19 protein-coding genes and 1 tRNA gene are annotated in these 21,956 nt (G+C 52.2%); 8 read left to right on the top strand and 12 right to left on the bottom strand.

All coding sequences use genetic code 11. The annotated features are described in order from the left end of the window. Window positions 1-47: 47 nt before the first annotated feature. The 4 genes from Q0L28_RS02705 to zapE all read right to left on the bottom strand — a co-directional run bounded on the left by Q0L28_RS02705 (window position 48) and on the right by zapE (window position 3,942). Window positions 48-120 (bottom strand) — tRNA-Gly (locus Q0L28_RS02705). 71 nt (window positions 121-191) lie between these two features. Further along, window positions 192-1,469: an ammonium transporter gene (locus Q0L28_RS02710; RefSeq protein WP_296631242.1), complete on the bottom strand. Its 1,278-nt coding sequence runs from the start codon at window positions 1,467-1,469 to the stop codon at window positions 192-194. 74 nt (window positions 1,470-1,543) lie between these two features. Then, entirely contained in the window at window positions 1,544-2,812 is a 1,269-nt protein-coding gene (locus Q0L28_RS02715) for an ammonium transporter (RefSeq protein ID WP_296631245.1), read from the bottom strand. A 128-nt stretch (window positions 2,813-2,940) separates the two neighbouring features. After that, complete coding sequence (gene zapE / locus Q0L28_RS02720; protein ID WP_296631248.1) at window positions 2,941-3,942, bottom strand: cell division protein ZapE; 1,002 nt, start codon at window positions 3,940-3,942, stop codon at window positions 2,941-2,943. Window positions 3,943-4,034: 92 nt separating this feature from the next. Between zapE and Q0L28_RS02725 the strand changes: the two genes are divergently transcribed. The 5 genes from Q0L28_RS02725 to Q0L28_RS02745 are packed head-to-tail and all read left to right on the top strand — an operon-like array spanning window position 4,035 to window position 7,803. Further along, the gene (locus tag Q0L28_RS02725; protein ID WP_296631252.1) at window positions 4,035-4,937 is read left to right on the top strand and encodes a sulfurtransferase; all 903 of its coding nucleotides are present in this window, start codon (window positions 4,035-4,037) and stop codon (window positions 4,935-4,937) included. Between the two features lie 2 nt (window positions 4,938-4,939). Further along, a complete protein-coding gene (locus tag Q0L28_RS02730) occupies window positions 4,940-5,371 on the top strand; it encodes a SufE family protein (protein ID WP_296631255.1) in 432 nt (143 codons plus the stop codon). A gap of 4 nt (window positions 5,372-5,375) precedes the next feature. After that, window positions 5,376-5,930 (top strand): hypothetical protein, encoded by a 555-nt coding sequence (locus tag Q0L28_RS02735; protein ID WP_296631261.1) that lies wholly within the window; start codon window positions 5,376-5,378, stop codon window positions 5,928-5,930. 50 nt (window positions 5,931-5,980) lie between these two features. Beyond that, entirely contained in the window at window positions 5,981-6,571 is a 591-nt protein-coding gene (locus Q0L28_RS02740) for a DUF3000 domain-containing protein (RefSeq protein ID WP_296631264.1), read from the top strand. Continuing rightward, the gene (locus Q0L28_RS02745) at window positions 6,568-7,803 is read left to right on the top strand and encodes an HRDC domain-containing protein (protein ID WP_296631266.1); all 1,236 of its coding nucleotides are present in this window, start codon (window positions 6,568-6,570) and stop codon (window positions 7,801-7,803) included. The genes Q0L28_RS02740 and Q0L28_RS02745 overlap by 4 nt, the downstream gene beginning before the upstream one ends. Here Q0L28_RS02745 and dxs read toward each other — a convergent pair. From dxs to dut, 5 genes are read right to left on the bottom strand one after another with little or no spacing between them, the layout of a single operon-like run. Continuing rightward, a complete protein-coding gene (gene dxs / locus Q0L28_RS02750; RefSeq protein ID WP_296631269.1) occupies window positions 7,784-9,712 on the bottom strand; it encodes a 1-deoxy-D-xylulose-5-phosphate synthase in 1,929 nt (642 codons plus the stop codon). The two genes, Q0L28_RS02745 and dxs, sit on opposite strands and share 20 nt — an antisense overlap. Window positions 9,713-9,750: 38 nt before the next feature. Beyond that, window positions 9,751-12,429, bottom strand: coding sequence for an aconitate hydratase AcnA (gene acnA, locus Q0L28_RS02755; RefSeq protein WP_296631272.1), 2,679 nt, complete (start codon window positions 12,427-12,429; stop codon window positions 9,751-9,753). Window positions 12,430-12,476: 47 nt separating this feature from the next. Further along, window positions 12,477-13,172, bottom strand: a complete 696-nt coding sequence (locus Q0L28_RS02760; RefSeq protein WP_296631274.1) for a DUF3159 domain-containing protein — start codon at window positions 13,170-13,172, stop codon at window positions 12,477-12,479. After that, on the bottom strand, window positions 13,172-13,777 hold the full coding sequence (locus tag Q0L28_RS02765) for a DUF3710 domain-containing protein (RefSeq protein ID WP_296631276.1): 606 nt from the start codon (window positions 13,775-13,777) through the stop codon (window positions 13,172-13,174). The genes Q0L28_RS02760 and Q0L28_RS02765 overlap by 1 nt, the downstream gene beginning before the upstream one ends. Window positions 13,778-13,779: 2 nt before the next feature. Beyond that, window positions 13,780-14,217 (bottom strand): dUTP diphosphatase, encoded by a 438-nt coding sequence (gene dut / locus Q0L28_RS02770; RefSeq protein ID WP_296631279.1) that lies wholly within the window; start codon window positions 14,215-14,217, stop codon window positions 13,780-13,782. Between the two features lie 22 nt (window positions 14,218-14,239). On the opposite strand from dut, the gene Q0L28_RS02775 reads away from it, so the two are divergent. Next, entirely contained in the window at window positions 14,240-14,698 is a 459-nt protein-coding gene (locus Q0L28_RS02775) for a DUF3093 domain-containing protein (protein ID WP_296631282.1), read from the top strand. Between the two features lie 15 nt (window positions 14,699-14,713). Here the strand turns inward: Q0L28_RS02775 and Q0L28_RS02780 are convergent, their stop codons facing one another. Then, window positions 14,714-15,001, bottom strand: coding sequence for a DUF4193 family protein (locus Q0L28_RS02780; RefSeq protein WP_296631284.1), 288 nt, complete (start codon window positions 14,999-15,001; stop codon window positions 14,714-14,716). Window positions 15,002-15,180: 179 nt separating this feature from the next. On the opposite strand from Q0L28_RS02780, the gene sepH reads away from it, so the two are divergent. After that, a complete protein-coding gene (gene sepH, locus Q0L28_RS02785; protein ID WP_296631287.1) occupies window positions 15,181-16,227 on the top strand; it encodes a septation protein SepH in 1,047 nt (348 codons plus the stop codon). Here sepH and Q0L28_RS02790 read toward each other — a convergent pair. Beyond that, window positions 16,224-17,354, bottom strand: a complete 1,131-nt coding sequence (locus tag Q0L28_RS02790; protein ID WP_296631291.1) for a nucleotide pyrophosphatase/phosphodiesterase family protein — start codon at window positions 17,352-17,354, stop codon at window positions 16,224-16,226. The genes sepH and Q0L28_RS02790 overlap by 4 nt on opposite strands. A 44-nt stretch (window positions 17,355-17,398) precedes the next feature. Here Q0L28_RS02790 and Q0L28_RS02795 point away from each other — a divergent pair, with 44 nt between their 5' ends. Continuing rightward, window positions 17,399-19,828: a DNA topoisomerase IV subunit A gene (locus Q0L28_RS02795; RefSeq protein ID WP_296631294.1), complete on the top strand. Its 2,430-nt coding sequence runs from the start codon at window positions 17,399-17,401 to the stop codon at window positions 19,826-19,828. 16 nt (window positions 19,829-19,844) lie between these two features. On the opposite strand, the gene Q0L28_RS02800 is transcribed toward Q0L28_RS02795, so the two are convergent. Next, a complete protein-coding gene (locus Q0L28_RS02800) occupies window positions 19,845-21,926 on the bottom strand; it encodes a DNA topoisomerase IV subunit B (RefSeq protein ID WP_296631297.1) in 2,082 nt (693 codons plus the stop codon). Window positions 21,927-21,956: the final 30 nt, after the last annotated feature.

Consider the following 21,956-nt stretch of genomic DNA (forward strand, 5'->3'; position numbering starts at 1 on the left):
CCGCTCAGCCACTCCACCATGCTTTGCGAGGCTTACGCCCTACTGCGAGCGGATGACGAGATTCGAACTCGCGACCCCAACCTTGGCAAGGTTGTGCTCTACCAACTGAGCCACATCCGCATGTTCTGCAAAACAGAACTTGGCTACTCTAACCGAAATTATCGACCTTCGCAAACTTATCCGCAGGCGCGTTATCCCTTCCAACTCCAACGTGGATCAACCTCTGAGTACGCGTTCTCGCCATGCAAGGTGTTGTCGACTCCAGCAATTTCATCGGTGCTGGTCACTCTAAATCCGATGGTTTTTTGAATACCCCAGCCGATGGCATAAGAGATTACGAAGGCGTAGACCAACACTGCGGTGGCACCAATTAGCTGCTTCAGTAACTGATCGCCACCAAAACCAAATAGCAATCCAACGTTGTCACCAAGCAAGCCAATGTATAGCGTGCCCACAATGCCACCCACCAGGTGAATGCCAACCACGTCTAGTGAGTCATCGAAGCCCCAGCGATATTTGAGTTCAATCGCCATGGCACAAACCACACCAACGATTAGGCCCAGCAGCAGCGCCCAAATCGGCTCCAAATATGCACAGGATGGCGTAATCGCCACGAGGCCTGCGATGGCTCCAGAGCCGGCGCCTACCGAGGTTGGCTTGCCGTGAACGAGCTTCTCGTAGACGACCCAACTGATCATCGCGCCAACCGGAGCAGCGAGAGTGTTGATGAACGCAAGCGAGGCAATGCCATCCGCGGCAAGTTCAGAACCCGCGTTAAAGCCGAACCAACCAAACCAAAGAATTGCTGCGCCAATAAGTGTGAGCGGCACATTATGTGGAGCGTGCATTCCCTTGGTAAAACCAAAGCGTTTGCCGAGCACAAGGGCCAGGGCCAAAGCAGAGGCGCCAGAGGCAATTTCAACCACGGTTCCGCCAGCAAAATCGAGCACGCCAACTTCGTGAACCAACCAACCACCGGCAACAATTTTTCCATTTACAACTTGAAAGTTAAAGACCCAACTGGCCACTGGAAAATAAACCAACGTCGCCCAAATCGCAGCAAAAATCATCCATGATCCGAAACGAGCGCGGTCTGCAATTGCACCTGAAATCAGCGCCACGGTGATGACCGCAAAAGTTCCTTGGAATCCGGCAAAAGCGAGACCGAAGCCATCCCCAGCTTTAGCGAGTGCAACCACATCGGTTAGGAACAACTTGTTTAGATCGATGCCAACCACGCCATCAATACCTAAGAAATTTCCTTGACCCGATGAGTGAAACGTCATGGCATAACCAAAGACAACCCACATCATGCCAACTAGGCCGAGTGAACCGAAACTCATCATCATCATTGATACGACGCTTGACGCACGCACCAAGCCGCCATAAAAAAACGCCAAACCCGGCGTCATAAAGAGAACTAACGCCGAGCAGATGATTAAGAACATCGTGGTGTTTTGATGAACCATGAATTGCCTTTCTTTTGAACGCACCAAAAGGAGAGGCCCTTACGGACCTCTCCCCTTGGCTAATACTTTTTTAGTTAGCCGCGGTCTGCACCGAATGCATAAGCCTCTTCACCGTGAACTACGGTGTCGATGCCTGCAATTTCGTCTTGAGCCTTGACTCGGAATCCAATTGTCTTTTCAACAATGAAACCAATGATCAAAGCCATTACGAAGCTGTAAACCAGAACCGCAACTGCACCAAGTGCCTGCATTGCGAATTGGTGCCAGCCGAAACCAAACGCTGCACCCACACCGTTTCCGAAGATACCGATGTAAAGGGTTCCAACGATTCCACCAACTAGGTGGATGCCAACTACGTCAAGTGAGTCATCGAAGCCAAGTGCAAACTTCAAGTCAATCGCAAGTGCACACAACATACCGGCAACAAGGCCAAGCACGATTGCCCAAACTGGATCTAGTGACGCACAGGCTGGGGTAATCGCTACCAAACCAGCTACGGCACCAGAACCGGCACCAATTGAAGTTGCCTTGCCGTGCTTGATCTTCTCAACCAGAATCCAACCGAGCATCGCTGCTGCAGGTGCGGCCAGCGTGTTGATGAACGCGATTGACGCAATGCCATCAGCTGCAAGTTCTGAACCCGCGTTGAAGCCGAACCAACCGAACCAAAGCAGTGCAACACCTAGCAAAGTAAGTGGCACGTTGTGAGGCTGGGTGATGCCCTTGCTGAAGCCGAAGCGCTTGCCAAGAACAATAGCTAGAGCTAGACCCGCGGCACCTGCGTTGATGTGAACCGCGGTTCCACCAGCGAAGTCGATAACGCCAAGGCCGTAAACGATCCAGCCGCCATCGACAACTTTGCCGTCGGCAAGGGTGAAGTTGAACACCCAGTTTGCAACCGGGAAGTAAACGATGGTTGCCCAGAGGCCTGCGAAAACCATCCAGCCGCCAAACTTGGCACGGTCTGCGATAGCACCCGAAATAAGAGCCACGGTGATGATTGCGAATGTGGCCTGGAAGGCTACGAACGCCATGGTTGGGAACGCACCGGCCGGAGCTGCTGCATCGGCCACCTGAGCCGAAAGGCCTAGGAAGGACGTATCGATACCGAACCAGCCATCGACTCCAACGAAGGTGGATGTGCCACCGTTTGAGAATGAAATGGCATAGCCGTAGAGCACCCAAAGCACTGCGATTAGACCGAGTGATCCGAAGCTGAGCATCATCATGCTGACAACGCTCTTGGCCTTAACCATTCCTCCATAGAAGAATGCAAGGCCGGGGGTCATTAGCAACACAAGGGCTGCTGAAATTAGAACAAAGGCGGTGTTTCCCTGATCCATTTGTTTACCTCTCTCTAAGAAAACAAATCGAAGCCAACCGCGTGTTGGCTATAGAGAGAGTTTGCGGTACCAAAGTTTCAGTTCGACACCCGAAATGTTTCGTGTTTGTAAAACGTTAAAATTGGCCACTATACAGTCATGGCGCCAAGGCGAGATACCGCACGCAGATACTTTTTTCTGAAACCGCCGCCCAGGTACTCCGGCGAGAACACGTCGGTCAGCGAGGTACCGGTGCCACGCATGTGAATTTGAGCCTCGTAGGCGCGGTCTACAAATGCCACAAAACGTAAGGCATCGACCTGGTCGTTGAGTTGGTAAACGTGCTTGAAGGCAACGCGATTGACCCCCTGAAGCAGGCGGCCATAGCGTGAAGGGTGAATGGTCGAAAGGTGCATCAAAAAACGTTCGAAATCATCCACGGTGGTATTTGATACGTCACCCTGCTGCAGCCACTCTTCGAGTTGGGCCTCAGTTAGGGGGCGACTTTCGAAATCCACTGGGCGATGGCGATAGTCCTCGCCGTCGATGCGCAACATGTCGAACCGGTCTGAAATGCCGTGAATTTCGCGCTGAAAATCCGAAGCCGCGAAACGTCCTTCACCAAGTGCGTTGGGCGGAGTGTTGGAAGTTGCGGCGAAACGCACTCCCTTGGCTTCAAGTTCGTTCAACAATCGAGACATCATCATTGTGTCGCCCGGATCATCGAGCTCAAACTCATCGATGCAAATTAGTTCGAATTTTGCCAACGCGGTAACTGCCTGAGCAAAACCCAAAGCACCAATCAAACTTGTGTAAGCGATAAAACTGCCGAAGGCTTTTGGCCCTTTGAAGGCATGCCAAATTGATGCCAGTAAGTGAGTTTTACCAACTCCGAAGCCACCGTCCAGGTAAATGCCGGCAGCAACCGGTGCAGACTTGCCGAAAAGTTTGCGCTCTGTCTTGCCGCTGGCAAATTTCTGTGCCTTGAGCATGGCCTTGGCTTGGCTATCAAACTCAGCGTGCGGTTTATAAGTTTCAAAACTTGCTCCAACAAATTCACGAGGGGGCACTAAGTCGGCCAACAACTCAGAGACGGAACTCTTTGGGTTGTGAGCTATCAGTGAGCCGTATTTGCTGGTGTCGATGGCCAATTGTTACCTTGCGTTTGGGAATGCCTAGTGCGCGAAATAGGCTTATCAGAGATACAAGCAGTCTAATCAACCAGAAAGTGGCGACCCCGCAGATGACTATCGAGTTCGATTCAAATCCGAAATTCGCTGACTACGCCCACCCAGAAGTACTAGTTTCAACCGAATGGCTCGCTGCCAATCTTGGCCGCGAAGGCCTTGTAGTTGTTGAATCTGACGAAGATGTGCTTCTTTACGAAACCGGCCACATTGCCACTTCGGTCAAAATTGACTGGCACACCGACCTAAACGACCCAGTCACCCGCGACTATGTCTCTGACGAAGCTTTCGCCCAGCTGCTCTCAAGCAAAGGAATTTCACGAGACACCACCGTGGTGCTCTATGGCGACAAGAGCAACTGGTGGAGTTCTTATGCACTGTGGGTCTTCAAACTGTTTGGCCACGAAGATGTGCGCCTCTTGGATGGCGGCCGCGACAAGTGGATTGCCGAAGGACGCGAACTTACCAAAGAAGAGCCGACCATTACCCTTGCTGACTACCCAGTGGTAAAGCGCAATGACTCTCAATACCGCGCGTTCCGCGATGACATTTTGAAGCACTTTGGCAACCCAATGATCGATGTTCGTTCAACTGAGGAATACACCGGCGAGCGCACCCACATGCCGGCATATCCCGACGAAGGTGCATTGCGCGGCGGGCACATCCCAAGTGCAAAATCAGTGCCGTGGTCACGCGCGGTTGGCGAAGATCACGCATTTAAATCACGCGCCGAGCTCGAAGCCATTTATCTTGGCGAAGCCGGGCTGAAGCCTGGTGACAACGTGATTGCCTACTGCCGAATTGGTGAGCGTTCGAGCCACACCTGGTTTGCCCTCAACTTCTTGTTGGGCTTCACCAACGTGCGCAACTACGACGGTTCATGGACCGAGTGGGGCAGCTTGGTGGGCGTTCCGATTGTGAAGGGCATCGAGCCAGGCGTGGCTCCTGCAGTGGCTTAATTTTGAGCACAGCAAATAACTCAATCGAAGAGCTGATCGAAGATTTCAATGCAATCGGAATTAAAGATCGCTTGAGTCTTCTTCTCGAGTTTTCCGAGAAACTTCCTGAACTTCCAGAGCGCTACGCAGATCACCCTGACCTGCTTGAACGGGTCGAAGAATGCCAGTCCCCGGTGTTTCTATTTGTCGAGGTTGACGCCAGCGACAAGGTGCACCTGTTTTTCACCGCACCTGCAGAGGCACCAACTACCCGCGGGTTTGCCAGCATTTTGCAAGAAGCTTTGGATGGCCACAGCGCCGACGAGGTTCTTGGCGTAGATGATGATTTTCCTTCACGCATTGGCCTAGCCGAGGCGGTTTCACCACTGCGCATGCGTGGAATGCGAGCCATGCTTGGCAGAATCAAACGCCAGGTGCGCGAAAAGCGAGCATAGCCACTTGACCTCAACCCAGAGCAAATCACCTGTGCAGTTAGCGCCCGGCTGGAACGCAATGTTTGTGACCGATTGGGCTGGCAACTACGTTGATGCCACCGGCAGCTCTGGGCAGATTTCGAACGACGCAGATCGCGAACTATTTTTGCGATTGCGAAAGTCAGCCGATGCAATCGTCACCACTGGCGCAACTGTGCGCAATGAGAAATACACCAAGGTTTCCTATGCACCCATTTACATACTTAGTGCTTCTGGCGATGTTTCAAATACTCAACTAGGCACAGTGTTGCATTTCGCACCGCCAATCTTTGACGAACTTACCGAACGCCTCAAAATTGATGGTCATAAAATTTTCTTTTACGAGGGTGGCCCCCAGCTGTTAAAACACATCGAGCAAACCTCGCAACCAGCCACACTTTGGCTCACCATCGTCGGCGAGGAGCCATCCGAGGCTGACCCAAAAAAGGTGCAGCAGGCTTTGGGTTTTTCAGATGCATGGCAACTCGAAGCAACAGAGCCCGTGGGCAAGAATCTGCTCACCCGCTGGCGCAAGTGCTAAACGGCGTGGCAACTGGGGGCCAGACCCAGCGCCATTTAGCCTTATCTTCGATGATCGAGTTTGAGAACCCAGCAAACGCATCAGCCGAATTTCGGTTGGCGCTCGATTCGCTGCGGTCGGCAACGGTTCGCGAAGAACTGCTGCTCGAGCAAATCGATGCCCCAAGCAAGCTGGCCACCCATGCAATTGCGTTCTCCGCGAATGTTGACGCCGACACAAACGATGTCGCCTCGGATGCTGGAACCGGCCGCTTTGTTTTACTGTGGGAGCCGAACGAACCTGAGGCCTGGAACTCTCGCTTTCGCGTGATTTGTTTCGCCAAGTCTCCACTTGAAACAAACATTGGCGCCGATGAGCAAATATCTGATGTTGCCTGGGCCTGGCTCACCGAGGCACTTGCAAATCGCTCGGCCTCAAACACCGCGGCTGCCGGCACCGCCACCCGAATAATCTCTTCTGGCTATGGCTCGCTGAGCGGCCAAAGCGATCACGCAGAACTTGAAATCAGAGCATCCTGGTCTCCAACCAACACCGATGCCGCCGCCCATCTTGAGGCCTGGCAAGACTTGGTTTGCATCATGTCGGGGTTCCCTAATTTGCCAGCCGGGGTAACTGCGATTGGTTTGAATCAAAACCGATGAGTGAAGAAATTATCGAATTACCTCTTCTGGCAAAACCACGTGTCGAAGTTGTATTTGTAGACACCGCAGAGTCATTGGCTGACGCAGTCGCAACACTGGCAAAACTAAGTGGGCCATTTGCTCTAGACGCCGAACGTGCTTCGGGTTTCAAATATTCTCAGCGAGCATATTTGATTCAGGCCTATCGACTTGGATCACCTATTTATTTGATTGACCCAATTGCCATTTCACCAAATCACGATGTTGCAGCGTTTGCCGAACTAGCGAATTTGCTTGCCACAGACGAGTGGATTTTGCACGCTGCCAGCCAGGACATTCCTTGTTTGCGTGAATTGGGGATCACTCCAACAAAACTTTTCGACACCGAACTTGGCTCACGTATTGCAGGATTAGCGCGCGTGGGTTTGGGTGCTGTGACCGAACAACTTATGGGTGTAAAACTCGCGAAAGAGCACTCTGCTGTTGACTGGAGCACTCGCCCACTTCATGATGACTGGCTAACCTATGCAGCATTGGATGTTGACGTGCTCTTCGAATTGCGTGAACAAATGCTTGCATTGCTTACTGAGAAAAACAAGCTTGATTGGGCTGCCGAAGAATTTGCGGCAGTTGCCAACATGCAACCAAAGCCGCCAAAGATCGATCGCTGGCGAGGCCTCACTGGCATTCACGAAGTCAAAGACACTCGCGGCATGGCAATTGCTCGTGCACTTTGGACTGCCCGCGAAGCGCTCGCCGAAAAACTTGATGTGGCTCCAGGCCGTTTGGTGCCCGACACTTCGTTCACTCACCTTGCAAAGAACCCACCAAAAACCAAACCCGAACTTGCTTCGGATAAGGCTTTCGTTGGTCGCGCAAGCCGCAGCTACCTAGATACCTGGTGGGAAGCCCTGCAGGTGGGTTTGAAGGATCGCGACATGCCGCCGGTGAAGCTACCAATCGTTGGAATTCCAAACCACCGCATTTGGCCAAATAAGTATCCCGAGGCCGATGCTCGACTAAAGGCCGTGCGAGCGGCCCTCACCACTCAAGCAGAAGTGCTTGAACTGCCAATCGAAAATTTGATTACCCCAGATTATGTTCGTCAAATCTGCTGGTTGCCACCGGAGCCATTGACCACTGAAGAAATTGAAAAAGCTCTGGTTGCTGCCGGCGCCAGAAATTGGCAAGCCACGTTAACTGCGCCCGTGATTTATGGGGCGCTGCAAAAATCTACCGACGAACCTCAATAGTTGGGTTTTCGGCCAGCGGTCTTGCGTGTGGCACTTTAGAGCCAACCACTTGCGCAACAATGTCTCGAGCAATTGTTTGAGCCGTTAGTCCAACTCGCTCAAAAATCTCATTGCGGGTAGCGTGTTCCAAGAATTCATCAGGCAAGCCGATTTCGTTCAACGCGGTATCAACCTGAGCTTCGCGCATGTCTTGACGCACTCGAGTGCCAATGCCACCAACCTTGATGCCATCCTCGATGGTCACCACCAAGCGGTGCTGCTTGGCAAGTTCGATTACTGACTTAGGCACAGGCACAACCCAACGCGGGTCAATCACAGTGGCGCCGATGCCCTGCGCTGCCAGCAATTCGGCAACTTGCAAACCAATTGAAGCCATTGGTCCAACGGTTAGCACCAGCACATCCTTAGCCGGTGCATCACGCAACACGTCAACACCGTCAGCGGTTCGGCGCACGGCAACAATTTCACCAGCAGCTGTTCCCTTAGAAAAACGAACCACGGTTGGGGCGTTCTGCACGGCCACCGCTTCGTTTAATTCTTCGCGCAAGCGAGCGGCATCGCGCGGCGCACTGATGCGAATACCAGGAACAATTTGCAACAAGCTCAAATCCCACATGCCGTGGTGACTTGCACCGTCGGGGCCGGTCACGCCGGCGCGATCAAGCACAAAAGTTACGCCAGCTTTGTGCAGTGCAACATCCATCAGAACCTGGTCGAATGCTCGGTTCACAAATGTTGCATACAGCGCAACTACCGGGTGCAACCCACCAAATGCCATACCCGCTGCCGAAGTGACGGCGTGCTGCTCGGCGATGCCCACGTCGAAAACACGATCAGGGTATTTATCAGCGAACTTGTCTAGACCAACTGGGCGCAACATCGCGCCAGTGATGCCAATGATGTCTTTGCGACTATCGGCAATTTTTACAATCTCATCGCCAAAAACATCTGTCCAAGTTTGTGCTGGATTACTGTCTAGAGCCTCGCCTGTTTCTGGATCAATCTTGCCCACGGCGTGGAACTGGTCATCTTCATTAAGAATCGCAGGGTTAAAGCCTTTGCCCTTGGTGGTGATTGCATGCACGATTACCGGGCTCGCATATTTGCGGGCCTGTTGCAAAGCTTGCTCCATTGCCACGATGTCGTGGCCATCGATTGGGCCGATGTATTTAATGTCTAGGTTTGGAAACAATCCACGCGGTGCAAAAGTAGCCAACAAACCCTTGCCGGCGCCTCGAGCTGCAGAGTAAATCAAACGTCCAAGCAGGCCAAACTTATAGAACAACTTCTTGCTCAGTCGGTATAGGCGACGGTAGTTGTGATCGGTGCGAACGCCGTTCAAATATTTTGCGAGACCACCGATGGTTGGGGCGTACGAACGACCGTTGTCGTTGACCACAATTACTAGTCGACGATCGTTGTCATCAGAAATGTTGTTTAGCGCTTCCCAGGTCATTCCACCGGTGAGTGCTCCGTCACCAACAACCGCAACCACGTAGCGATCGATTTGATCGGTGAGTTTGAACGCCTTTGCAATGCCGTCGGCCCAAGAAATTGAAGAAGACGCGTGCGAGCTTTCAACAATGTCGTGCACAGATTCAGATCGCTGCGGATAACCAGCTAGACCATCCTTTTGACGAAGAGTGCTCAGGTCACTTCGGCCAGTGAGCATCTTGTGCACATAGGACTGATGACCGGTGTCAAAAATGATGGCGTCGGTTGGCGAGTGAAACACTCGGTGAATGGCTACCGTGGTTTCAACCACGCCTAGGTTCGGGCCAAGGTGTCCGCCGGTTTTTGCAACCGACCGAACCAAGGATTCGCGAATTTCACCGCAAAGGGTTTTTAGTTGCTCAGCGCTCAGCGAATCGAGGTCCCTCGGACCTTTGATTCCCTCTAGAAGAGTCATGCGATGTTGAACCAGAAATACCCCGAAGGTATTTCTGCCTAATTAACCAAACTGCGAAGCACGTACTGAAGAATTCCACCGTTGCGGTAGTAGTCGGCTTCTCCGGGGGTGTCGATGCGAACAACCGCGTCAAACTCAACCACTGGCTTGCCAGCTGCTGAGTGCGCCGAAGGCTTTGCAACTACGTGCACTGTCTTAGGTGTGGTGCCGTTGTTTAGTTCGTCAACTCCGGTGAAATCAAATTCCTCAGTGCCATCAAGGCCCAGAGAAGCAGCGTTTTGACCAGCCGGGAACTGCAAAGGCAGAACACCCATTCCAATCAAGTTGCTGCGGTGAATGCGCTCAAAGCTCTCGGTGATAACTGCGCGAACACCAAGCAAGCTGGTGCCCTTTGCAGCCCAGTCACGTGATGAACCTGAACCGTATTCCTTGCCACCAAGAATTACCAGTGGAATACCGGCAGCTTGGTAGTTGCTAGATGCGTCATAGATGAATGATTGCGGCGCATCATCCTTGGTGAAGTCGCGAGTGAAACCACCCTCTACCCCATCAAGAAGTTGGTTCTTCAAGCGAATGTTCGCAAAGGTTCCGCGAATCATTACTTCGTGGTTTCCGCGACGTGAGCCGTAGCTGTTGAAGTCAACGCGAGAGATGCCGTGTTCGGTCAAGTACTGACCTGCAGGTGAATCTGCCTTGATTGAACCAGCTGGGCTGATGTGGTCGGTGGTAACTGAGTCACCAAGTTTGGCAAGCACGCGAGCACCGGTGATGTTGCGAACCGCATCCGGGGTCTTCTTCATGCCTTCGAAGTAAGGCGGTTTGCGCACGTAGGTTGACTTTGCATCCCACTCGAAAACGGCACCCTCGGGTGTTGGCAGTGCCTTCCAGCGCTCGTCGCCGTCGAATACCCCAGCGTACTGAGTCTTAAACATTTCTGAGTTGATTGACTCATCGATGGTCTTCTGCACTTCTTCGGCGGTTGGCCAAATGTCGCGAAGGTAAACCGGCTCACCGTCTGAACCTTCACCAAGTGAGTCATTCTCAAAGTCGAAGTCCATGGTGCCGGCAAGTGCATATGCAATTACCAACGGAGGTGAAGCCAAATAGTTCATCTTCACGTCTGGGCTGATGCGACCTTCGAAGTTGCGGTTACCTGAAAGCACCGCAGTTACAGCGAGATCGTTTTGGTTAATGGCTTCAGAAATTTCATCTGACAACGGGCCCGAGTTACCGATGCACGTTGCGCAACCATAACCAACCAAGTTGAAACCAAGAGCGTCAAGGTCCTTAGTCAAACCAGCCTTGTTGTAGTACTCGGTTACAACTTTTGAACCAGGTGCCAACGAAGTCTTAACCCAAGGCTTTGCATTCAAGCCCTTGGCCACTGCCTTGCGAGCAACCAAACCGGCAGCGAGCATTACAGATGGGTTTGATGTGTTGGTGCATGAGGTGATCGAAGCAATTGCAACGTGACCGTTGTCGAGCGCGAACTCCTGGCCCTTCACAGCAGTTGGCTTTGAGACCTGTGCTGAATAGCTTGGGATGATCTGCTCGAAAGCTTCTTTCGCCTTGCTCAAGACAATGCGGTCTTGCGGGCGCTTAGGTCCGGCGATTGAAGGAACAACGGTTGAAAGGTCTAGCTCAAGGTATTCGCTGAAGCGAGGCTCGATGCTTGGGTCGTGCCATAGGCCCTGGGCCTTGGTGTACGCCTCAACCAAATCGATCTGCTCCTGTGAGCGACCGGTGATACGCAAGTAATCCAAAGTGACATCGTCAATTGGGAACATTGCAGCGGTTGAACCAAACTCTGGGCTCATGTTTCCGATGGTTGCACGGTTAGCAAGTGGAACAGATGAAACACCGGCGCCATAGAACTCAACGAACTTGCCAACCACGCCGTGCTTGCGCAACATTTCGGTGATGGTCAAAACAACGTCGGTAGCGGTAACTCCAGTTGCGATTGAACCGGTTAGCTTGAAACCAACAACTTTTGGAATCAACATTGAAACTGGCTGGCCAAGCATTGCTGCCTCGGCCTCGATGCCACCAACACCCCAACCAAGAACACCAAGACCGTTAACCATGGTGGTGTGCGAGTCGGTGCCCACGCAGCTGTCTGGGTAAGCCTGGAGTTCGCCGTTCACTTCGCGTGCCATAACAACGCGAGCTAGGTATTCGATGTTTACCTGGTGCACAATTCCGGTGCCAGGTGGAACAACCTTGAAGTCGTCAAAAGCGGTTTGGCCCCAACGCAAGAACTGGTAGCGCTCGCCGTTGCGGTTATATTCAAACTCAACGTTGCGCTCGAAGGCATCCGCAGAACCGGCAACGTCAATTTGAACAGAGTGGTCAATAACAAGTTCTGCTGGTGCAAGCGGGTTGATGCGCTTTGGGTCGCCGCCAAGTTCGGCAACTGCTTCACGCATGGTGGCAAGGTCAACGACACAAGGCACACCGGTGAAGTCCTGCATGATTACGCGAGCAGGAGTGAATTGAATTTCAACGTCTGGCTCAACGCTTGGATCCCAGTTGACCAATGCGTTGATGTGCTCTGCGGTGATGTTTGCGCCATCTTCGGTGCGAAGCAGGTTCTCCAGAAGAACCTTGAGGCTGTAAGGCAAAGTCTTTGAGTCAACCGAGTCCAGCTTGAAGATTCGGTACTCTTTCGAGCCAACCTTCAGGATGTCGGATGAAGCGAAACTGTTGACTTTAGACATGTGTCTCATTTCCTAACTGGTGGCAACGTTGCCCTACCAAAATACCACTAACGACGGGCCAGAATTATCGCTCTGGTGAGCAACCAGGTGAGCCACAGGCAAAGTGCATAGAGCGGTATTCCCATGGCGATTCTAAAAATGCCGAGCAACTCGGTTTGGTGGGAGAAATACAGTGGCAACTGCACAACTAGTCGCGCAGCAAATAAACCCACCCAAACTCCGGTGGCAGCCTGAAAACGACGCATCTGCGCCTTATCTTTGCGCCAGCTAGAGCCCTCGCCGGTTAGAAATCCAATCAAGACACCGATAATTGGCCAGCGCACAGCCATCGAAATCAACAAAACCGAGCCGTATCCGAGGTTCGTAAAGAAGCCCTGCACAAAGTAATCGGCAGGTTGACCGCCATCACGAAGTGGCAAAAAAGCCGATATGGCAATGCCCACCGCGCCCGCAATGGCATTGGTGAGTGGTTTTTTGCGCACGATCTGCAAAATCAAGAACGCCACGGATGCCGACACCGCAACGATTACGGCGGGCACAACCTGCTTGGTGATCGACAGCACGGTTACGAATAGTGTGGCCGGCAAAATCGACTCAATGATGCCTAGCCAACCACCTACGGCACCAAGCACCGATTGCTTGGTTAGCGAAAGATTGCCTTCATCATCGTGAATTGAAAGGCCAAGTTTTGCAGCTGCCGATTTTGCGCTTGGCTGCTTTGGGGCTGGTTCGTTTTCAGTCACTAGATTGACCTTGGCGGTGCCACTGTGCCACCAGGCAAAGTGAGGGTCAACAAGTCTTTTGGCGGCATTGGCACATCACCACGAACCACGATTACCGAACGGAACAAGTCGTCGATGTCAGCGCCAGCGCGGGCGTCGGTTAGAGCCGCGCCCCCTACTACTCCGCGAAGGAACCACTTTGGGCCATCCACGCCGATGAAGCGAGCCAATCTAAAACCTGATTTGTTGCCATGCTCGTCGAGCAGTGGAATCTTGGCGAGTAGCTCTGGCCCAAGCGAACCAACGCGTTCTTCGACTTCTCCACCCTGAGCCAAAATCGAATCTTTCATCTGGCCACGCACTTCGTGCCAAACGCCATCGGTGCGCGGTGCTGCAAAGGCCTGAAGTTGCAGGGTTGAACCCTGCCAGTCGAGGCTAACTGCAATTAGACGCTGGGTTGCTTCTTCAACTTCGAGGCGCATTTGCATGTCTTCACGAGCGGCAACGCGCAGTGCACCGAAATCGATATAAGGCGAAACGTCCGAGACTTCCGAAATGTCGAAAGGGCCGCCACTGCGACGGTCGGCCGGAGCCGACTTGGTTGCTGCATAAAGGTCATTGCTCATAATTAGTTCTTTCCGGTGGAGCCAAAGCCACCCTGACCGCGATCGCTCTCTGGCAATTTTTCAACCCGGATGAAGTGTGCAACCTCAACCTTTTGAATTACCAACTGCGCAATTCGGTCACCAACTTCAATTTTGAAGTCTTCTTTGGAGCTATTAAAGAGTGTCACGAGAATCTCGCCGCGGTAACCCGCGTCAACCGTGCCTGGCGCGTTGAGCACTGTGATGCCGTGTTTTGCGGCCAAACCTGAACGCGGGTGAACCAATCCAACAAAACCTGCAGGCAATGCAATCGAAACTCCGGTTGGCAAAAGTTTTCTTTCACCAGCGGGCAACACTGCCGCTTCTGTTGAACGAAGGTCGGCACCGGCATCGCCCGGTTGGGCATAAAGCGGCAAAAATTCGTCATGGCAGACGATCAGCACAGGCACTTGGTTGTTCACGGTAAGAGCGTAATCTAGAACGGTGAGCCCAGAGACTAAGAGCACCACCTACCACGAGCGGGTTTTGCCCAGTTTCGCCAGCTTTTTGCCCCTGCTGTTATTGCCACCAACTGGCTGGCTCACCCTGGCAATGATCAATCAAACCCTCGGATTAGTGATTGGTTCCCTGCTGGCAATTGGTGCCGGCACCGCGATGGTGGTCAACTCCCCCGTGATTGACCTGGATGCCCAGCAATTACGTGTTGGCAAGGCTCATATTCCCTTGAAGCAGCTGGGAAAAGCTGAATTTATCGCCAAGCGTGAGGCTTTCGCTGAACGCGGGCCGAAATTAGATATCCGGGCGTTTATTAGATTTCAAATGGGCGTATCAACCATGGTGAAAGTTGCCGTCAAAGATAAAAATGACCCGACGCCATACTGGTTGTTCTCAAGCCATCAGGCCGAATATGTAGCTGCCCTGCTAAATAAGCGGGCCAAATAAACCTTTTTTAGAGGTTTAGCTGTCGCACTCGATGCAAACTTTGCCGTGCTTGCCTTTGCGCGGAGACAGCAAAGAGTGGTGCTTCACGATGAAGCATTCAGAACAGGTGAATTCGTCGTCTTGCGGCGGCAAAACCAAAACATCTAGGTCTTCAGAAACTACGTCTGGAATAGCAAAGCCTTCGCCGTGCTCTTCGTCTACGTCGACAACACCAGATAGCTTGTCAGGAATTCGCTCCTTGATTGCCTCGATCGATTCTGAATCGTCGTCAGACTTTCTAGGTGCGTCGTAGTCGGTGGCCATGTGGCTGCCCTCTCGCTTTGTTCAATAGGCGTGCATAGTGTGCAACAAAATCTGCCTAATAGCAAACCTGCAACGCCGATTATAATCAGAAATCTTTTCCAGATCACAAACGGCACGCCTTGGGTCTAAACGAACATTTCGTGAACTGAATGGCAAACTTCTCTCAAAGGGAGGTTGGCATGGACGACATTCGATTGATTGAAACCGACGGCGACTATTTGGTGGTCGAAGCCAACGGCGGTCAAAAGTTTCGTCTGTTGATTGACGATTCTGTTCGCTCGGCGGTAAAGCGCGAAGCCCCTCAAGCCTTAGACGACCTCACTATGACCCCGCGTCAAATTCAAGATGCTGTGCGAGTGGGAACCACCATAGATGAACTAGTCAAACTTTCTGGCGCCACCTGGGCTTTCGTAGAGAAATTTGCTGCGCCGGTTATTGCCGAACTTGAACACATTATTGAAAGTGCCCTCTCGGTTCGAGTGACCACCGCCGGTGACCGCTACACCGCAACTCACCAAATTGAATTTGGCGAACTCGTTGCCAACCGCTTGGCTGCGAGTGGTGCCAGTGACATCACTTGGATTGCCCGCCGCAGCGAAACTGGTGGGTGGCATGTATCCGTGGCATACAAAATAAATGGCACCGAGGCAGTTGCTACTTGGGCTTTTGATCAACGCGCTTTGGCTTTGTCGCCAGAGAACGAAGCTGCAATTTCATTGTCAGCACATGAAGAAATTGGCTCAATTCCAATTCCGAAGCTTCGCCCGGTAGACGCAAGTACGAGTGAAGCGGTAACCGAAGTTATTCCGTCTACGCCAGCAGCATTCGCACACTTGGTGCCAAAAGTTGAAGAGCCGGCTGCCCAAGTTGAGGTTGAGGCGCCAATCGCTCCAGTTGTAAGCATCACTCCGATTGTTCAACCTGCACCTGTGGCAGCTGCAAAGCCGGTTGCCGACGTGACTCCGAGTGAACCGTTGAGCGCCACAGCCGATTTGCTTGAAGCACTCCGCCGCAAGCGCACCGAACGTGAAGAATCCGAAGCAAAGGTTGCAGTCGAAGATACTCAGGTGATCGAACCTGTGAAGGCTGCAGAACCCGCACCTGTGGTTAGCGAGCCGGTTGCCGAAACTCCTGCCGAAGCGCCAGCATCTGCGCCGGCTAAAAAGGGTCGAGCAAGCATGCCTAGTTGGGATGAAATCGTCTTTGGCACCAAAGCCGACGACTAAGCAAACGCTGCGAATCGCAACAGCGGAATAGTTAATTCCTCTGTCGAAAGCGCCCCGTGCTGCCCAATCATTTGCATGCTTTTGGTCTTTGCAAAATCACGGTGATAAAGCGCAGCCTCACCGTTGGCAATCAGAAATACATCCGGCAATCGCGTCGCATTCGTCTCGGTGATTTCTCCGTACCAGCCAGCGTCAATTACTCGCTGCTTGGCAGCCACAATCACTCGAGAGCCAAGCGCGGTTTGCAACTGCTCGAGCTGGTTTTCAGTTGGCACCGATTCGAAGTAAAGAAACAACACTCGAGGGTCTCCGCCAACAGAGATCAAACCTGGCAATAGGTCGCGATGCTCATCTAAATAAATCTGTCGGTCGTGGCGCACATCAATGATTCCGTGATCGGCGGTGAGCAAAACACCAGCATCTTTTGGTAACTCGGCAGTCAACTGTTTCACTGCGGCGTCAAGATCTTCGAGTTTTTCTAACCACTCAACAGACTTACTGCCGAAAGCGTGGGCTCGTTGATCGAGCTCTGGAAAATATAAGTAGACCAAGGCAGTGGAATTCGTACGCAGCAATTTTTGCGTGGCCGAAACACGCTCGTCAAAACTTTTTGCCCCGATATAGGTTGCCGAAGGCATAGTGGCCTCACTGAATGGCGACCCTTCATATTCTGGCGGGCCAACAACAAAAACCGGCACACCAGCTTCGATTGCAGCCTCTGTGACGGTTGACTGACTCTGCCAAGTGCGAGCTGGCTGATCGCCACCCAGTCCGGTCAAAAGGTTCAGTGGTTTCTGGCTATGGCGATCAAATACCTGATAGCCCACCATGCCATGCAAACCTGCGGCTGCCCCGGTTGCGAAACTTGAAATGCTCGTTGCTGTGGTTGAAGGAAATCCGCAGTGAATTGATTGGCCTTGTTTAAGGGCGTTGATCAGATGCGGTGCATGCCCGGCACGAAATTCAAGATTTTTAGTGCCCAAGCCATCAACCAAAATTACACAGGCGCGCTTGACTCGCTTTAGTTTGAGACGGTTGTCGACCCCAGTGATGGCCCCGAGTGCAGAGACGAACACATCGGATAGCCTCCCGAGAGATTTTGGAACCGAAGGTAGCATCGTAGGCATCAGAGCAAGTCTGCCACACTGGCATCCAAGCGCCTAGAGAGCTAATGAGTAAAGAAATTTCGAGCGAAGAACGCATCGTCGATATCGATGTTTCTACGGAGATGCAGGATTCATTCCTCGAATACTCCTACTCGGTTATTTATGCTCGCGCATTGCCTGACGCCCGCGATGGCCTAAAGCCGGTTCACCGTCGCATTGTTTATCAAATGGGTGAAATGGGCCTTCGCCCAGATCGCGGTCACGTTAAATCTGCACGTGTTGTTGGCGATGTAATGGGCAAGCTGCACCCCCACGGCGACAGCGCAATTTATGACGCCTTGGTGCGCATGGCGCAACCGTTTTCACTTCGTGTTCCACTGATAGACGGCCACGGAAACTTTGGAAGCCTAGACGATGGCCCGGCAGCGGCTCGATACACCGAGGCGCGTTTGTCACAGGCATCGATGTTGATGAATGAAGGTCTTGATGAAGACGTTATTGATTTCAAGCCCAATTACGACGCCCAGCTAACCGAACCAGAAGTTTTGCCAGCAGCATTTCCGAATCTGCTAGTGAATGGTGCCTCTGGCATTGCAGTCGGTATGGCAACCAACATGCCCCCGCACAATATGCGCGAAGTAATTGCCGGCGCTCGCTTCTTGTTGGCAAACCCAGATGCCACCACCAAGCAATTGATGAAGTACGTTCCGGGTCCAGACCTGCCAACCGGCGGCATAATCATGGGCCTAGATGGAATCATTGAGGCCTACGACACTGGTCGCGGTGTATTTAAGACTCGTGCCCGAGTATCGGTGGAGAGTGTTTCACCTCGCAAACTCGGCATCGTGGTTACCGAATTGCCTTATTTGGTTGGCCCAGAAAAAGTCATCGAAAAAATTAAAGATGGCGTCAACAATAAAAAACTTCAGGGCATCTCAGACGTAACCGATCTGACCGACCGCGCCAACGGCTTGCGATTGGTAATTGAAATCAAGACCGGCTTTGATCCACAAGCAGTGCTTGATCTTCTCTACCGCTTCACCCCGATGGAAGATTCGTTCGGAATCAACAACGTTGCACTTGTTGACGGCCGCCCGCAAACCTTGGGCTTGCGCGACATGTTGGGGGTCTATCTAGCGCACCGAATTACCGTCACCAAGCGCCGCAGTGAAAACCGTTTGGGCAAGCGTCAGGCTCGTTTGCACCTGGTTGAGGGTTTGCTAATTGCAATTCTCTCGATCGACGAAGTTATTCAAGTTATTCGAGCCAGCGACGAAGTAGATGAAGCGCGAACCAAATTGATGAAGGTCTTTGACCTTTCAGAGATTCAGGCCGAATACATTCTTGAATTGCGTTTGCGTCGCCTAACCAAGTTCTCAAAGATTGAACTTGAAAACGAGAAGTCGACTCTGCTGGCCGAAATCAAAGCTTTAAAGGCAATCCTTTCTTCAGATCAGGCACTTCGTGATTTGGTATCCAGCGAACTTGAAGAAGTTGCCAAGAAATACGGCGATGACCGCCGCACCAGCTTGGTTAGCAACTTTGAAGAAGTGAAACCGATCACTTCAGCGAAAGCCGCAGCAATGAGCGCCGAGTTGGCGGACACCCCTTGTGTGGTTATTTTGACCAGCTCAGGTCTAGTTGCTCGCACCAATCTGAGCGAAACCATCGCCCAACCTGCCGCCAAGCGCAAGAAGCATGATGCAATCAAGAAAGTCATCGTCACCACTACTCGATCTGACCTTGGATTCATCACCAGCAACGGCGTGATGCACCGCATTCACGTAGGTGATGTGCCAAACATCGGCGACACCTTTGATGCTGGAGCAGCGGTTGCAACTCGTGAAATTCTTGGCCTGCCAAAATCTGAGCAGGTGCTAAATGTGTTTGAACTCAACGACACCGACACCATTGCCATTGGCACTGCACAGGGAACCGTCAAGCGCCTTGCTCCTGACTACGCGCCTAAGGCCGAGTTTGAAGTGATTGCACTAAAGACCGGCGACAAGGTGATTGGCGCAGAGGTTGTCACCGACGATGACGAGATGATTTTTGTAACCAACGACGCACAACTGCTTCGCTTCGCCGCAAAGCCAGTGCGTGCCCAAGGTCGCGGCGCTGCCGGTGTAGCAGGCATCAACCTTTCTGACGGAGCTGAAGTAATTACCTTTGCTGTGGCTAAGGCCGGTGAAGAAACCTTTGTGCTAACCGCCGCAAATAGCTCAGCAGCACTTGCCGGCACCGATGCTGGTTCGATGAAGCTTTCGGCGCTTAGCGAGTTCCCACCAAAGGGCCGCGCTACTGGCGGTGTTCGTGCGCAAAAATTCACCCGAAGTGAAGATCAGCTTTATTTCGCTGGCATCGGCTCAGAAAAGATCATAGGTCTCGCTGCTGATGGTAAGCCGGTTGAAATTCCAAGCGAGCTGTCTAAACGTGATGCCTCGGGTTCAAAAGCCAGCGGAGCAATTGGCTCACTAGGCAACGTTCTAGATTAAAAATCTCGAAAACGAGTTAAGCGTCGATTCGATCGCGCTCAAGGCCATCGGCCGAATCAATGATGAAGTCACGGCGCGGAGCAACTTCGTTGCCCATCAAAAGTTCAAACACTGCCTCTGCCGCAGCGGCATCTTCAACTCGCACACGACGCAGCGTGCGGTGGCTGCGATCCATAGTGGTTTCTGCCAACTGATCGGCATCCATCTCACCAAGACCCTTGTAACGCTGAATTGGCTCTTTATAACGCTTGCCGGCTTTTTCAAGTTTCTTCAACAGCTCTTCGAGTTCAGCTTGGCTATAGGTATAAATCACTTCATTTGCCTTGCTGCCGGCATTGATAACTTCAACGCGGTGTAGCGGTGGAACGGCAGCGAAAACTCGGCCAGCCTCAACCAGAGGGCGCATGTACCTGAAGAACAGGGTTAGCAGCAGAGTTCGAATGTGTGCGCCATCAACATCGGCATCGCTCATCAAAATCACTTTGCCATAGCGAGCAGATTCGAGATCAAAAGATCTTCCCGAACCGGCACCAAGAACCTGAATGATTGACGCACATTCAGAGTTAGAAAGCATGTCGCTGACCGAAGCCTTCTGCACGTTTAAGATTTTTCCGCGGATAGGCAACAGCGCCTGGAACTCTGAGTTGCGAGCAAGTTTTGCAGTGCCCAGCGCAGAGTCACCCTCAACAATAAAGAGCTCTGAGCTGGCGGTATCTTGAGTTCGACAGTCAACCAACTTGGTTGGCAGTGAACTGCTTTCGAGCGCATTCTTGCGACGCTGAGTTTCTTTGTGAGCTCGCGCAGAAACACGAGATTTCATTTCGGCAACTACTTTTTCAAGAAGTAGCGAAGCTTGAGTCTTGTCATCACGCTTTGTGCTGCCGAAGCGATCGTTTAGAGCCTTGGTGACAACGTTGGCAACAATATTGCGAACTGCTGGGGTGCCAAGAATCTCCTTGGTCTGACCTTCAAACTGAGGTTCGGCTAGACGAACTGTTACAATCGCCGTCAAGCCAGCAAGAATGTCTTCTTTTTCAATCTTGTCGTTGCCAAGTTTGAGTTTGCGGGCCTGGGCATCTACCTGTGCGCGAATGGTTTTCAACAATGCTTGTTCGAAGCCTGAGATGTGGGTTCCACCCTTAGGCGTTGCAATGATGTTCACAAAAGACTTGATCTCGGTGTCATAGCCGGTGCCCCAGCGAACGGCAATTTCAACTTCGCAATTGCGTTCAACTTCTTTAGAAACCATGTTGCCCGACTCATCGAGCACTGGCACGGTCTCTAGAAAGTTAGCCGAACCAGCAAGACGCCAAGTTGAAGTGAGCGCAGAATCTTTTGCCAAGAAGTTTGCAAACTCAACAATGCCACCATCAAATTTGAATTCTTGTTTAACCGGCTGCTTTTCACGCAGATCACTAATTGAAAGCGCCAGGCCCGGCACCAAGAAAGCAGTTTGTCGTGCACGAGCAACAAGTTCATCAAGAGAGAAAACTGCATCCTTGATGAAAATCTGAGGGTCGGCCCAGTAGCGCACTCGAGTGCCCGATGCATTCTTGGCTACCTTGCCAATTTCTCGAAGCACCGACGCATCTTCAAAAGGCTTAAACGGGTTGTTTGGTGCAATACCTTTTTTGTCATCGAACACACCAGGCTCACCGCGTCTGAACGACATTGCATAGGTCTTGCCGTTGCGATCAACTTCAACATCTAGGCGTTCTGAAAGAGCATTCACCACGGATGCGCCAACGCCGTGCAAACCACCCGAAGCTGCATATGAACCCGAACCAAACTTTCCACCGGCGTGCAACTTGGTGAAAACCACTTCAACGCCTGATAGGCCCGTTTTAGGCTCAATGTCCACTGGAATTCCGCGAGCCTTGTCGGCTACGGAAACGCTGCCATCTTGGTACAGCTCAATTTCAATGCGATTTCCGTGTCCGGCCAAAGCTTCATCCACCGAGTTATCGATGATTTCCCAAAGGCAGTGCATCAATCCGCGGCTATCGGTTGAACCGATATACATGCCCGGGCGCTTGCGAACAGCCTCGAGCCCCTCTAGAACAGAGAGATGGCGGGCGGAGTATTCAGACTGGGACACCTTGAAATGCTAACCGCCAGGTGCCCGTGG

It is taken from the genome of Rhodoluna sp. (assembly GCF_024639375.1).
Taxonomy (GTDB): Bacteria; Actinomycetota; Actinomycetes; order Actinomycetales; family Microbacteriaceae; genus Rhodoluna.